The following is a 14524-nucleotide window of genomic DNA, read 5'->3' as shown; positions in this document are numbered from 1 at the left end:
TCATACGACCAGGAATGGAACCTGCCGCGAGTGCAAGTGTCGAGCGAGGGCATCGACATGGTCCTGCTGGATGCCCACCGCGATCAGCCGCTGCGCCCGGGTGACCGCCACGTACCAGTTACGCAGCAGTTCGTCCGCAGCCGGGTCTCCGCTGATCCAACGGAGGTTCGCGTCGTCGTCGGGTACCAGCAGCAACACGCCTGGGTGCTCATCACCTTTGACCTGATGGATGTTGTCGGACCGGAACGACACGGGCGTAGCGACCGCGGCGCGCATGTTTTCCGGTGTGCCGCGTAACTGGCCGACCACGCTCCGCGGTATCGCCCCGGGCGGCCGGGCCCGGCTCTTGAGCGTTGCGTTCACGTCCTTCGACCAGGCTGCGTGCGGCTGCGTCAACGCGGAAAGGAACCCGTACGCGCGCCGGACGATGTCGCCGAACTCCACCCCTGCCGCCGTGCAGCGTGCTTCCAGGCTTCCCTGAGCCGGGGCGTCCGGATACCAGTACCGCAGCAATAGCCTGGCCCCGATCCGGCAGGCGTCGTCGACGAGAGCCGGGTCGGCTGCCGCCGAGTGTACGACGCGCCAGGCATGGGCGAGCATGGTCGCGGCATTCCCGTCTGGGCGTCGGTTTTTGGTCGGCAGGTGCGTCCGGCTGTACGCGGTGATCAGGCAGTCCGCCGGCTCGACTTCATAGGTACCTGCGTGATCGAGGAACACGTCGACGACGGACCGGCCGGTGGGCACGTGCCGCGCCGTGCCTCCTCTCGGGAACGCGGTGGGCAGCAGAAGCACGGGTGCCTCAATCCGCGGCGGGCGGACTGAGGAGTCGGGCGGCCGATTGCTTGACCGGAGGGTGGCAGCGAGCAGGCAGACCGTCCGGGAGCTGCGCCAGTTGCCGTTGAGCTCGAGGGTCTGCCCGAGCTGGGCTTTCAGCGCGTGCAGCCGTACCAGGTCGGCGTCGCGCCACCCGTAGATCATCTGGTCGGGGTCGGCGACGACCACCAGGGGAATGCCGATACGGCGTAGCCTTTCCAGGATCTCCAGATCGGTCACCGAGCAGTCCTGTGCCTCGTCGACGACGATCTCCGCGAACCGTGAACGCAGCGGGCCGGCGACGCTCTCCCCGGCACCGAGGTACTTCAGCGCAAGCAGCCGGCTTTCATGGCCGGTGACGTAGCCAGCCTGATACTGAGCCTTTCGGACGTCTAGCGCCACCTTTACCCAGGTGTCCCACGGATAGTTGCTGCCGCTGATCAGGCGGCTGTGTTCCCGCGACAGCAGATCCTGCCGGATCGAGTCCTGGTCGGCTCCCGGATCACGCTGAAACGTGAACCCGCTCAGCGGCACTGTGCGGTCGAGTTTCACCTCGGCCTGGACTCTGTCCCATGAGTCGAGTAGTCGCAGCGGCGTGCCTGCCGACAGGTGCGGTACCACCAGGACGTCCCAGATGAAGGCGTCCAGGGTGCCGATGTAGTGGGGGAAGGCGGCTGCCTCGGGACGGCCTTCCCGGTGACAGCGGCGGCGCATCTGCGCGGCGGCTGCCCGGGTGAAGGAGAGCAGCGCCCGGCCATGGCGCAGCGATGCGGACGGGCCGCGCAGATGCCGGGAGACGATGACGTGGGTCTTGCCAGCGCCCGGGCAGGCCCGGACGAACAACGGCGCCGCGGCGGTGATCGCTCGTTCCTGCGCCGCGACGGCCTGCTCGATCGCGGCAGTCATAGGCCTGCCGTCGCCGCAGTCGGCTGCGGCGCGTCGGCGATGTAGCGGATCGCCTGCACCAGGTTCTCGGGCACGACGAAGCCGCACCCGGGGACCAGTCGATCCGCGAGGGCGTGCGCGAACTCGGGCTTGGAGATTGGTGTGCCGCTGGCCGCTGGATCCTTGTCCTTAGGGATGAACAGCAAACGGAACAGTTCCGGCCGCTGGTCGACCGGGGCCCCAGCGACCCGCTGCCACCGGTGTCCGGAGAGCGGCGCGCACTCCAGGAAAGCCTGGTGCAGCAGTTCCTCGTTCTCGGGGCGCATCAGGGTCGGTTCGAGGGTGTGCGGCGCCAAGAACCAATCGATGACGTCTGTTCCAGCACCGAGCTGCGTGGCGAGCATGCGGGCCTCCTCAACCCGGGACGGCTCCTCGCCCTTCGTCTTGGTGTCGGTGTCGGTGATTACCGCGATCCGCTGGCCGATCCGGACGCCGTTGACGGTGGTCAGCAGCACTTTGAGGTAGGAGCCGAAGCCCACGCCGTCGACCAGGATCATCGTCGAGCCGTGAAACCGGTCGATCGCCTCCTGCGCCGCCTGCCGTTGCGGCTGGTCGGCGTCTGCCGGTGCGGCGAGCACCAGGTCGGCCAACGCGGGCAGCAGTAATGCCTCGGACAGTCCTTCAACCAGGAGGGTCCGAGCCGCGTATAGCATCGCGCTCTTGGTGACGTCGAGGTACCGGTCGAGCTGCTTAATCTGCTTGGGCCTCAGCCCCATGTCGGCGATCGCCACAGCCCGGGCGTGCCATCCGGTGGTCTCCGCGCGGGGGCCCCGGCTCATCACGACCAGATCCTCGACACTGACCGCTGCGGACAGCACCGGCGAGTGCGTCGTCAGCACCACCTGAATGTGTCCGGCCGGCTGTGCCGGGTCGTCCCCGACACGTTGCCGGGAGGCCGCCGCCCGCCGATTGAGATAGCGCAGCAGCAAGGTCTGCAACTGCGGATGCAGGTGGGCTTCCGGCTCCTCGATCAGCAGCAGGGTCAGATCGGACTCGCGTGCGGTCTCGAGTTCAGCCAGCACCGTGGCAATGTAGAGAGCGTTCGCGTACCCCAGTCCCGAGTTGTCGATCGAGGCGGTTAGCGGCAGCTCCGCGTCGCCGAGGAGCATCCGCAGCGCCCGGGAGATCGAGGCCAGGCTGGCGTCAGTCACCGTCAGGCCGGCCTGCTGGCGGTGCGCTCCGGAGGTGATTGCCCCGAGCGGTCCGCTGACTGCGGACCCGACGGCTTCGACCGCCGCGTCCTGGGCGAGTGCGGTGAAGTGTCCGCCGGCGCGCTCCACGAACGCGTCAACCTGCTCCTTGCCGCCCAGCAGCGCCTCCAGCATCACTCGGATCCGGGCTCCGCCGGCGACACCGAGGTCACGGACCGCGTCACGCAGAGCCGGCAGGTGCACATGCCGGATCGCGGTGCGCAGGACGGGCTCGCCGGCGGCTTCCTTGTCCTGGCCGACGAGCCAAGTCGTGGTACCCCGACGGCGCCCCAGCGGCGGCCGGGTGTAAGTGAGCGACCACGAGGCGGACCGTTTGCCGTTGGCAGTGGCACCGGGAAGGAACGCATCGCGGTAGGTGCCGGCGTGATCGGGGTCGATGTCAGCGAGGACGGCCTGCAGCTGAAGTTGCTCGTCGGGTGTACAGCCGTCGAACAGGTCGCCTTCGGTCAGGGCTGCGCCGCGCCGTCCGTCGAGGGCGTCCGTGAGCTGGCGCAGGCTGTCGATCACCGTGGTCTTGCCGGCATTGTTCTCGCCGGCGAGGACGGTCACCTCCGGACGCAGCGGGACCCGGACCTGCCGGCACGACCGATGATTCCGGATCGTGATCTCGGAAACGAACATAGAAGACTCCCACGAGGATGGACGCCCATGATCGCAGCAAATCCGATCATGGACGTCGGACATCAGGTCCGATTCCGGCTCTCGGGCGTATAGGTTTCCGCCACCCGCAGGCAGCGGTGTCTGCGGCGCTCAGCGCTGCCCGCCGTCGAACCGCCGCGCGCGCAGCGGGATGCCGTGGGATGTTCCCAGGCGTCGCAGACCGAACCGGCGAAGGGCGTCGTCGGCAGCCTTGTACCGGCGGCGCAGCTCGAACAACCGGGCTCCGGTGTCGACGCTGCGGTAGCCGCTGTGGACCTCGGCGGTCAGCAGTCCCGCCGCCAGTGCGGCCACGACGGAGGCGCCCAGGTCGATCGGATCGGGCGCCCACACGCCGTACCGAGCGGAGATTTGCGCATTGTCCGCAAGCCGCCAGGGCATGGCATGGGTGGTCCCGGAAAGTAGGGCGTAGACGGCGGGCAACCGGGCGAACGCCGTCTGGACCACAGTGGATGCCTGCACGAGGATCGGCATCGGTTCGGTGCCGGGCTCCACGACGACAGCCTTGGGGCCACGCTTCCCCTCGACAATCTCGATCATTGCGCGGGCCATGTCGTCGCACAGCTTCTGATACTCGGCGGTCATGGCGGGGCCCGGCGCCGGCATTGCGGGCATGGCCGGCACTTGCATGGCGGCGCGGCGGGCTGCGTCGCCGTCCTCGAGCAGCCGCGCCATCGCCCGGGCGAACCGTTCCTTCGGCGTCACGGACGCATCCAACAGGTACGCCTGGAAACCGGCCGACTCCACTGCGGCCCTGGCGATCGTCGCGTGCGTGTAGATCGGTGCCGCGTCCGGTTGCTCTAGGGCGAGGCCCAGGGTGCGTAGGTGGTCGGCCACCCTGACCGCCATGTGCATGACACCGACGCCGGCCCGGCTCCACAGCTGGTGACGGTCCTGGTTGCGTGGCCATGTCAGCACGCGCCGGTGGTCCAGCGTCGCTGGGGAGTGTGGCGCCGCCGTCCCGTCGTAGGCCTGCTCGAGCACGTCCCGTAACTCGTCCGCCTGCTCCCGGCACCACCGGCTTAACCGCCCGATGAACGCGGCGCTCCCGTCGAACGTCACCAGCCGCTCACCTCCTCGTACTTGTCCGCGCCGGACACATGGTGCGCTGGTGTCAGCGCCGCCGCACCATGTTTTCAGCACCGGCATTCGCATCGACCCGCACTGCTGTCGGCGAGCCGGGGCACGGGTGCGGCCGCGGGGTCATCGAACACCGCCCCAGTTCGTCCGCCGCCACTGTCGTGCGCCGAGGACCGGGTTCCCCGGCGGTACCGTCATGGGTCGCGCAGCGGCACTTCGCCGTGCCCGTGCAGCGCTGCTGGAGATGCGCCGCTGGTCATGTCCGAGCCACAAGGCCCTTGCCGAACTGATCGACATCGAACTGTTCAGTGGGGCGTCGAGGCATTCGGCGCTCGCTTGGCCGCCCACTCGGGCGGAGGGACAACGTGTTCTACAGCGAAGGCGTTGACGTCCAGAGGCGTAACATGTCGGCCGTCGATGCCCCGTACCGGGTGGGCACGCCCTCGGTGTGTGCCTCCAGCGCAACCAGGCCGCATGCTTCGAAGAAGGCGGCCGGGTCGTTGTTGGCTCCGTCGCCATCCTGCGGTACCAGGACAAGGAAGCCAGCGTTCGCCTCGGCAGCGGCCGCGGTGATGCCGCCGAGCAGACGCCGGCCGATCCCGCGCAGGCGGCGGTCCCGGTCGACCACGATCGCCGAGACGTAGGTGTGCGGAGGTTTGACGCCTCGGTTGAAGAGGAGGTCACCGTAGTCGATGGTCAGGTCAGCGTGAACAACGCCGACCACGGCAGTTCCGGCTTCGGCGACGGCCACGAGCCAGCACCCATTTAGCGTGTAGCCGCCATCGAGCGCCTGCGAGCATTCGCGGGCATGAGCGCCGAAGTCCTCCGCTTCGAGGAGCTCGGTCATGGCCGGGTAGTCGGCCGGAACAGCCGGCCGGACAGTGAACACAGAGAGGAGCTTACCTGGCACTGCGCCGGCCACCCCGGGTGGCAGACGGAGCCCGTCAGACTGGCGACGTAGCTCGGGACAACGCCGCCGTGGAGTCGACACACGTCCGCCTGGGAGCCAACGGGGAGGATGTCCCCGGTTGGGCGCAGGCGGCCGCCAGGTCATCCCCTGCACGCACGGGGGTAACGCTTCGACGTCACGCTGCTGCAGTCCGGCCGGGGCGCCGTCCTCGTATGCGGGGATTACCCGTCCGTGCAGACCATGATCGACAGCGCGCTCGGGTTGTCCCCGTAAGAGGGGAGGTCACCCAGACGGGTTCTGCTGGTGGGAGCCCTACAACACGTGCGCCTTCGGGTCGGGCGGTGGTGCTACGAGGCAGGACCAGTCGCGATGTAGGGGAGGATATCGCCTGCGTCAGCGCGCTGACTCGCCGCGGGCTCGAGTTACGGCGCCTCCGGCGGGGGCGCTCCGGCTCCAGCGATGGTCGTGGGCCGTCTGCGGCCGCCGGCTCCGTGGGTGGTGGCGGTGTGGGATCCTGCCTGCCATCGACCCGGGCAAGCCGAGCAGGCCGCCGCCCGGCCCACCAGTGTACGTGCGGGGCGCCGAGGTTCGCGGGCCGTGGCGGACGGGGCGCCGGCCTGCTTCCCAGAGGCGGGTCGATGGCAGACAGGATGGCAGAAAATGCGTTATGAGGTCGTCCCCGCAGCCCACGCATCCTGGCATCAGCTGGACGTCACCGCGGGCGAATTCGCCGCCGCGCGCTCGGCGTTGGTGGAGCTCGCCTACGGCACTACGCGTGTCATGCCGGCCGGCACCAGCCGACTGGAGATCATCGACGTGCTCGAGGAGCTCGATCGACAGCTTGGCCGCTAACGCCAGTGCTGGTCATCGGGGGGCGGAGGCATAGGCGGCGGAACCAAGCCGTACGGGCTGCTGAAGGGGCTTTCCGATCTGAGCGCTCGATCGACGGAGAGGCGCTGGCGCTGATCTCCAGCGCCTCTCCCAGGTCGGACCGCCGTTATGTCTCACAGCCGTCTCACGGACGGTCCGGGAAGGCTCGATAGAGCCCGGCCTGCCTCGGACCGCCACCTGGCCGTTGGCCTGCATCTTCGGCACGGGCCGGTACCGCCCGGCAGACCCCGGCAGGCGCGCTAGTTCTCTGGGGGTCAAGGGGTCGTCGGTTCGAATCCGGCCGTCCCGACAGCACATAGAGAGGCCGCTAACCGGAGCGTATGCCCTGGTGAGCGGCCTCTGTTGGTTCTTGAACCAGACGTGGTGGGCGAGCTAGACAACGCGGAGCTGGGGACCTGTACCGCTCGGAAACCCGGTTCTGGCCTCTGAGGTGCGGTTTGGTGCGGCCCAGCCAGCCGACTGCGGGGCATGGTGGCGGGCATGTTCCTGTCCTTCGGGTACCTGGTCTTGTGTCTGATCCTGCGGCTGGTGGTGCAGGGCATGCGTGGCGAGCGGTCCAAGGACGTCGAGATTGTCGTGCTACGTCATCAGGTCGCGGTTCTGCGCCGCCAGGTCGAACGCCCGGATCTGGCGCCCGCCGACCGGGTGGTGCTGTCAGCCCTGTCGCGGCTGCTGCCGCGTACCCGGTGGTCGACGTTCTTCGTCACCCCGGCCACCCTGCTGCGGTGGCATCGTGATTTGGTCGCCCGGAAGTGGACCTATCCGAAACGGCGGCCCGGGCGCCCGCCGATACGGGCGGAGATCGGCGCTCTGGTGCTGCGCCTGGCCCGGGAGAACCCGACCTGGGGTCACCGCCGGGTGCAGGGTGAACTCCTCCGGCTGGGTTTCCGGGTCGCGGCCAGCACGGTGTGGACGATCCTGACCGCCGCCGGTGTTGACCCGGCTCCGCGTCGCGGCGGTCTGACCTGGACCCAGTTCCTGACCGCCCAGGCCAGGGGCATCCTGGCCTGCGATTTCCTGCACGTGGACACGATCGGGCTGACCCGCATCTACGTCCTGTTCCTGATGGAGGTCGGCAACCGGCGGGTTCACCTTCTCGGCGCCACCGAGCATCCGACGGGGGAGTGGGTCACCCAGCAGGCCCGGAACCTGTTGATGGACCTCGGCGAACGGGTCGCCCAGTTCAGGTCGGCTCCGCCTCGGGCAACGCCCTCATCCGGCTCCCGAAGCAGCTGCCGTGACGGGCCGGTGCCGGTGACATGAGTGCGTCGGGCGCCCCGGAGAGCTTCGGGGCGCCCGACGCACTCATCGGATCCGCGCGACCGCGGTTACCCGCAGCGCAGTTCGTCGGCCGTGATGGTGCCGTTGAGCTGGGCGATCCGGTGGTCGTAGCAGGTGCCGTGCGGGCCCGTCAGGCGGTACCGCTGCTCGGACTCACCAACGGCGTGCCGCTCGGAGCGTGGTACGCCGAGCGTCCAGGATGCCGAACCGGTGAACGTGTTCGCCAGCCGGCTCCAGGGTGCCTGCCCGGTGTCGGTGGTGGTCTCGTCGGCGTAGTCGCCGAGCGTCAGGCGCGTGGTGAGCCGGTCGCCCGCGATGGTGATCTCACCGTCCATCGTGAACCGCTTCTCGGTGCGGTTGACGCGGGGCGCGGACCCCTGCCCCGACACCGTCACCGTGGACGTGTCCGTCCAGACCGCGTGCTGACCGTCCGGGCTCTCACCCGGGCCCCAGTAGTGCTCGTTGTGGTTGGCGAGCGCCTGCTCGACGGTGGTCACCACCCGGCCGTGCGAGGTCTCGAGGTAGCCGACCGCGCGGAACCGGTGCGCCGCCTCGACGGTGACGTGGTGGGTGTCGCCCTCGACGGAACTGGTCAGGTCGTTGCGCAGCGTACCCAGGTCGTGGCTGAGCGGCCCGCCGGTGGTGCGGGTGCTGCCGTGGTCCCGCCACGCCAGGAAGTTGGTCGGGGTGTCCCAGCCCGACTGCCCGGCTGGCACGCCGATGGCGCGTACCCGCACCCGGTGTGGCTGACCGTCGGTGAGCAGCCCCACGAACGGGGTCAGGTCGTACCGGATGGCCTGGATGTTGAAGGCGCGCGGCGCGGGGAGGACGTACCAGAGGAACGGGTTGGACCAGCCGCCGGTGTAGATGTACGGGTACGGGGCCGCGATGCCGGCCACCTGGTCGTCGATCAACACCTGCACCTCCCGGTACGGCCCGTCGGCGGCGGTGCCGCAGGAGTAGCCGGTGTCGGGGGGCGTGGTGCTGTACCAGAACTCCTCGCAGCCGCCGCCGGAACCGGTGGCGTACACCTCGGCCACCAGGCGCTCGGTGTTGCGGGCCACCGTGAGAGAGCCGTGCAACTCGCCGCCGGACTGCCTCGGGTCGGCGAGCGGCAACACGTCGTCGGAGGTTTCCGCCGCCGGGTGGTCCGCGGTGGCCTGGTAGAAGGTCAGCTCGACCGTGGTGTCCAGGATTCCGGTGTACGTCTCGTTCACCACGTTGCCGATCAGCATCCAGACCGGCTGCTGGCGGCTGAGGAGCGGGGCGTATCGGGTGACGTCAGACTCCACCGTCCACCGGATGCCGTCGACGGACGGCTCCGCGGTGGAGGTCTTGAAGATCGTCACCCCGCCCAGGCTGAGCGAGCCGAGGCGGTCGTACTGCCGTCCGGCGATCGAGGTCTCCATCCGCAGCACGACCTTGTTCCACGGCCCCGTGCAGTCGGCCGGCGGGGTGTACGTGCCGGTGTAGGGCGTGAAGTCCCGGAACTCGTGGTCGACGATCGTCACGGTGCAGGACGGGGTGGGCGGCTTCGATATGGGCTGATCCGCGGTACGCGGGTCGTCCCAGTCCGAGCCGAACTCGGCGGGTGGCTCCGCGGCGTGGGCCGCGGTGCCGGTGAAGAGGGCGAAGCCGAGCATGGCGGCTCCGACCGCGACGAGACGTCTCATCCGTTCTCCCAGTGCGATCCTTGTCGATGCACATACATGCAGCCCGCGATGCTCGGCGGCACCGTCCGGACATTACGGGAATGACGGCGACCGCGGAACATTCCCTGTGGACAGTGCTGGCGCCCGCCAGGCGGAGGGTGTCGACACACCCGACGCCCGGATGGCCCTACGGACCAGCGGGCATGTCCTCATCAGGCAGGTCGGTATGACCACGCTGGTGAATCCGGCGGCTTAGAGCCTCTGGTCTTCCAACAGCTCGTTGAGGGCTATCGCGGCGTTGGTGAGGGAGAGGTGGCTGAGGGCTTGGGGGAAGTGCCGACTGGACCCCGCAGGCGCAGCGCGACTACGCCGACTTCACCACGCGGCTGGCTGAGGTGGGCGGCCGGCTGACGGTCCAAGGGACGAACTTCTTCCCCACGGCCAACGTGGCCTGGCAGATGCGCGTGCTCGGTACCTCGAGCACCGTCCGGGCCGGCGAGCCGACCGCGGCGACCTGGACGATCACCGCCCCGGGACTCGCCTCCGCCGACCTCCCGGCGACCATCATGTGGAGCGACTGCGTGCAGGAGCCGGTCTCGCTGACCGCCACGCGTGAGCCGAGCATCCCCGGTATGCGGATCAACGACGCGTTCACCGCGACGTCCAGCCGTACCTTCACCAGGCCAGGGATCCAAACCGCGATGCTGTCGGTGCAAGCCCCCGGGCCGCGCGCCGGCGGAGGGATCGCTGAAGCTCACCGTCTACGCGGCGCAGCCGCTGCTCCCTGCCCCCACCGGCGCCTGACAACCGACCCGCCGCCCCGCCATCCCGCCACCGTCCGGGGTGGCGGGGCCCCAACCACCGCCACACCCAGCGCGATCACCCGACTGGGCGCCGAATTCCCCCGACCGTGCGGTATCGACACGCCTTCCCGTTCCTCTCTCCGGAACCTGCACCCGAAAAGCCGGCGATCCGGTGAAGCGTAGCGGCGGCATTGTCGTAACGGCACCCGTGGCGCGAAAGGTCCACACACGAGAGAGACCCTTGCGTGTGGATGGCAATGCCGAAAGTACCCATCGGCCAATTCTGTCCTGCCGAAGGATTTTCGTGGGATTGATTACGGCGGAACTCGCGGCGCGCCTCGACGTGGGATTTCGTCACCCTCGCCAGCGCCGCCAAGGCGGCGTGACGTTCCTCCGCCGGCTGCCTGGCTCATCGCGGTGGCGGGTTTGTGTCATGGGAGAAGTCCGCCACCGTCAATCAGTTGCCTCGATTCGTGTCGAGCCTGAGTATCTGCCTGATGCGGCAAGGCTTCTTTGTCGCGACGAGCAGGAGGCGCCCATGCATCCCCCCACACCATATTTACGAACCCGAAAGGACGGCATGTCAGGAGGCCTGGCGATGAGGCGTTTCGGGCGACGGTTAGCCGCTGCGGTTGCCGGCGTCACCGTCCTCGGGATGGTCATGTCGACCACCTCGGCGAGTGCGGCCAGCCCACCCCCGGCTCCGGCTGCCCCTAGCGTCCTCGACCTGAGCCTGCCCGCGTCGGTCCGTGACAACCTTCTCCGGGCTGCCGCCGGAACTGGGGCGAACCTGTCGCTGACGCTGGTGACCGGCGACAAGGTGCAGGTCGGTGTCACCGCGGACGGGCAGCCGGTCGTCCGCGAGATCGAGCCGGCGACGCGGCCCGGACAGGAGTCAGTGCTCTTCCACACCATCACCAGGAACAGTCAGGTCTACGTCGTGCCGGACGACGTGTTGTCGCTGCTCCGTGCCGACCTGCTGGACTGGGAGCTCTTCAACCTCGCCAAGCTGGCCGACTGGGCGGCCGAGGGCACGACCGGTGAGGTCCCGGCGATCACCGCGTACACCGAGCAGACCAACGCGCAAACGGCGCCGATCGTCGCCGGTACCACCGCCAAGGCCGTGCTGCCGGGCATCAACGCCCGCTCGATGAGGATCAAGGGCGACGGCCGGTGGTGGCGGGAGGTCCAGCAGAAGAACGCTGGCAAGTCCGCCTCCGCCGCCCGGGCCACCGGCCCGCTGGCCGGGGTGGCGAAGGTGTGGCTGAACGAGCTGACGAGGATCGAACTCGACAAGTCCGTGCCGCAGATCGGCGCGCCCGCCGCCTGGAGCCGCGGCTACGACGGTGCAAACGTGAAGGTCGCCGTGCTGGACAGCGGCATCGATGCGACCCACCCCGACCTCGCCGGCCAGATCGCCGAGGCGGTGGACTTCACCAGCAGCCCGGACGGTCCGGTCGACGGACACGGACACGGCACCCATGTGGCGTCCACGATCGCCGGCACCGGCAAGGCCTCCGGCGGGCTGCGTCGCGGCGTGGCGCCCGGTGCGAAGCTGCTCATCGGCAGGGTCTGCGGCGGGGACGGCACATGTGCCGGCGACGCGGTCATGGCCGGCATGGAGTGGGCCGCCAAGTCCGGTGCCGACGTGGTGAACATGAGCCTCGGCGGCCAGCCCACGGACGGCACGGACCTGCTGAGCAAGACGGTCAACAAGCTCAGCGGCACCTACGGCACCCTGTTCGTCATCGCTGCAGGCAACAACGGCCCGGCCTCCCGGACGGTCGGGGCGCCGGGCGCCGCCGACGAGGCACTGACCGTCGCGGCCGTAGACAAGAGCGACCAGATGGCCGTCTTCTCCAGCCGCGGACCTCGGGTCGGGGACGGCGGGGCGAAGCCGGACATCGCGGCTCCGGGCGTCGCCATCGTCGCGGCCCGCGCGAAGGGCACTGGGATGGGTAAGCCGGTGGACGACTACTACACGTCCGCCAGTGGCACCTCCATGGCCACCCCCCACATGGCCGGTGCCGCGGCGATCATCGCCCAGCAGCACCCGGACTTCACCGGGCGGCAGATCAAGGCGCTGCTGATGGCCACCGCCAAGGACCTCGGACATGACCTGTACGCGCAGGGCGCCGGCCGGGTGGACCTGGCCCGCGCGATCGATCCGAAGATCATCCCGGACGGAAACCTGAACTTCGGCCGATTCGAATACCCGCACTCACCGGTGTCCAGGACGGTCACCTACAGCAACTGGACCGACCAGCCGATCACGCTCACGCTCACCGCCTCGGCCTCCTCCTCGGGCAAGCCGGCGCCGGCGGGGCTGTTCACCCTCAGCGCCAACCAGGTGACCGTGCCCGCCAAGGACTCGGCTGACGTGACGGTGACCATGGACGGCAGGGTGCTGGACAGCGCCGGGCAGTACGGCGGATACACCGGCGTCCTGACCGCCGAGGACAGCGCAGGGACGACGCTGGGAACGTCGCGGATCTCCGCGTTCCTGGAGCCGATCCGCTACGACCTGACCATCAAGGTCATTCCTCCGGCCGGCGCCACCGCAATCTCGTACGGCAACGCGCTGATCGTCCCGATGGACGAGGACAAGCTGAACCTGTACGAGGACCCGGTGGTGGCACCGGGTGGCGAGACGATCAAGGCGCGGATCTTCGCCGGCACCGTCGCGGCGGCCGTCGCGGTGACGTGGCGGGACGCTGCCGGTGACCTGCACCGGGCCGCACCGATGGCACCACAGGTGGCGATCACCGGGCCGACCACGGTGGAGCTGGATCTGCGGAAGGCCAAGCCGGTCAAGGTGAACGCCCCGGAACCGACGGAGACATACCGCGCAGCCTTCAAGATCCAGCGAGTCTCTGCGAACGGCGCTTGGGGGATCACCGCACAGCTGGCCACCGACTACGGTCCCGGTGAGCCGAACTGGTGGGTACTGCCGACCGGTGAGGTGAGCCTCGGCACGCTCGCCTTCAACAGTCAGCATGTTCTGACACCGCCGTCCGTGACGATGAAGGTCACCGGGAACGCTGACTCCTTCGACCTGGACGCCCGCTACGCGACGCCGGACGCCTCTATCCACGGTGGGGTCCAGCAATGGAAGGAGGACGGGAAGATCGTGACCCGTCTTGTGCGGTTGACGATCCCCCGACTGCCCAGCAACGGGCAGAAGCCGGTGGTCTACGCGGGCACCGGAACGGCCGGGGAGCTCGCCAGGGTCGACGCGACGGGCGCGCTCGTGCTGTTGAGGCCAACCGACATCTGCGCGACGACCTGCAACTTCGCCGCACTTCGCGAGCGAGTGGCGGCGGCTGCCGCCGCGGGTGCGGTCGGGGTGCTGGTGGCTGGCGAAACCGGTCGGATCGCCCTGCTGACGTACGAGCCCCGAACCTACAAATGCGAAAACGGTCCGGACAGCTGCCCGCCGGTCGACCCGTACGCGGCGCTGCCGATCGTGACCGTGCCCCCGGCCGAGGCCGCCACGCTGATCCGGCGGATCGGGGGTGGGGCAAAGCCCGGCGTCCAGGTCGGACTCGGCGGCACCAGCGAAGTGTCGAAGGCATACGCGCTGGCGTTCAACACCAACGGCCGGGTCCCCGCCAACCTGCCGTACCAGGTCCTGCCAGAGGAGCTCGACCGCGTCGATCACCGTATCCACGCTGACCGGCCCGGCCACATTCCCTACTTCAGCTGGAGCCGGACCACCGACGCCGGCCCGGCCGCAGTGGACGTGAACCTGCCCAAGCCGGCCAGCCAACGGCAGCTCACCACGTTGGTCGGGCCGCGGGACGACAACGCGATCGACCACTTCGAGCTGTCCATCAGGGATCAGCTCGCGCCGTCCGTGGCGAGTTCATCGGGCCTATCCGAAGCTCAGGACCTGGCGCTCGACAGAAAGAACACGATCGACTGGAACGCAGGCCCGTCCCTTCCCGGCGCAGTGCCCCAGGTCCGCACCAAGTCGGGCTTCACCGTCAACACCGGTCTGCCGTGCGCCGGCTGCCGGGAGGCCGACCACTTCTGGCCCACCCTGCACCTGACCGGTAGCGGGGGCGGTCGCCAGGCCATGATCGGCATCCTGAACGACACGGGGGCTGTCCCATGGCTTTATGGGATGGAGACCTGTAGGCCCCCCGCCTGCCACGTCAGCCTCTTCGACGACGGCGGCCACGAAATCCCGCAACGGCTCGTCCCGATCAAGTTCGTCTTCCAGCTCGGCGAGCCCGGCAACGTGCCGGACCTGGTGTCGGGGGGCCAGCGGTGATGACC

9 protein-coding genes are annotated in these 14524 nt (G+C 69.1%); 3 read left to right on the top strand and 6 right to left on the bottom strand.

Annotation, left to right across the window (positions count from 1 at the left end; all coding sequences use genetic code 11):
• From GA0074696_RS20320 to GA0074696_RS20305, 4 genes are all read right to left on the bottom strand, one after another.
• Entirely contained in the window at positions 1 to 1719 is a 1719-nt protein-coding gene (locus GA0074696_RS20320) for a UvrD-helicase domain-containing protein (RefSeq protein ID WP_088962567.1), read from the bottom strand.
• A complete protein-coding gene (locus tag GA0074696_RS20315) occupies positions 1716 to 3590 on the bottom strand; it encodes an ATP-dependent nuclease (protein WP_172894356.1) in 1875 nt (624 codons plus the stop codon). Before GA0074696_RS20315 ends, GA0074696_RS20320 begins: the two co-directional genes overlap by 4 nt.
• Before the next feature lie 129 nt (positions 3591 to 3719).
• Positions 3720 to 4688 carry a hypothetical protein gene (locus GA0074696_RS20310; protein WP_088962565.1) on the bottom strand — a complete coding sequence of 323 codons (969 nt, stop codon included), beginning with the start codon at positions 4686 to 4688 and terminating at the stop codon, positions 3720 to 3722.
• 388 nt (positions 4689 to 5076) lie between these two features.
• Positions 5077 to 5595 (bottom strand): GNAT family N-acetyltransferase, encoded by a 519-nt coding sequence (locus tag GA0074696_RS20305; protein ID WP_157746058.1) that lies wholly within the window; start codon positions 5593 to 5595, stop codon positions 5077 to 5079.
• Between the two features lie 681 nt (positions 5596 to 6276).
• On the opposite strand from GA0074696_RS20305, the gene GA0074696_RS20300 reads away from it, so the two are divergent.
• Together GA0074696_RS20300 and GA0074696_RS20295 are read left to right on the top strand one after the other, a co-directional pair.
• The gene (locus GA0074696_RS20300) at positions 6277 to 6468 is read left to right on the top strand and encodes a hypothetical protein (RefSeq protein ID WP_088962563.1); all 192 of its coding nucleotides are present in this window, start codon (positions 6277 to 6279) and stop codon (positions 6466 to 6468) included.
• Between the two features lie 519 nt (positions 6469 to 6987).
• Positions 6988 to 7770: a helix-turn-helix domain-containing protein gene (locus GA0074696_RS20295; RefSeq protein WP_157746057.1), complete on the top strand. Its 783-nt coding sequence runs from the start codon at positions 6988 to 6990 to the stop codon at positions 7768 to 7770.
• 65 nt (positions 7771 to 7835) lie between these two features.
• On the opposite strand, the gene GA0074696_RS20290 is transcribed toward GA0074696_RS20295, so the two are convergent.
• Positions 7836 to 9461 carry a peptide-N4-asparagine amidase gene (locus tag GA0074696_RS20290; RefSeq protein ID WP_088962561.1) on the bottom strand — a complete coding sequence of 542 codons (1626 nt, stop codon included), beginning with the start codon at positions 9459 to 9461 and terminating at the stop codon, positions 7836 to 7838.
• Between the two features lie 343 nt (positions 9462 to 9804).
• Positions 9805 to 10119 (bottom strand): hypothetical protein, encoded by a 315-nt coding sequence (locus GA0074696_RS20285; RefSeq protein ID WP_088962560.1) that lies wholly within the window; start codon positions 10117 to 10119, stop codon positions 9805 to 9807.
• 779 nt (positions 10120 to 10898) lie between these two features.
• Here GA0074696_RS20285 and GA0074696_RS20280 point away from each other — a divergent pair.
• Positions 10899 to 14519: a S8 family peptidase gene (locus GA0074696_RS20280; RefSeq protein ID WP_157746056.1), complete on the top strand. Its 3621-nt coding sequence runs from the start codon at positions 10899 to 10901 to the stop codon at positions 14517 to 14519.
• Positions 14520 to 14524: the final 5 nt, after the last annotated feature.

It is taken from the genome of Micromonospora purpureochromogenes (genome assembly GCF_900091515.1).
Classification (GTDB): Bacteria; Actinomycetota; Actinomycetes; order Mycobacteriales; family Micromonosporaceae; genus Micromonospora; species Micromonospora purpureochromogenes.
Note: the sequence above shows the minus strand (reverse complement) of the source record. Positions and strands in the feature narration are given on the sequence as shown.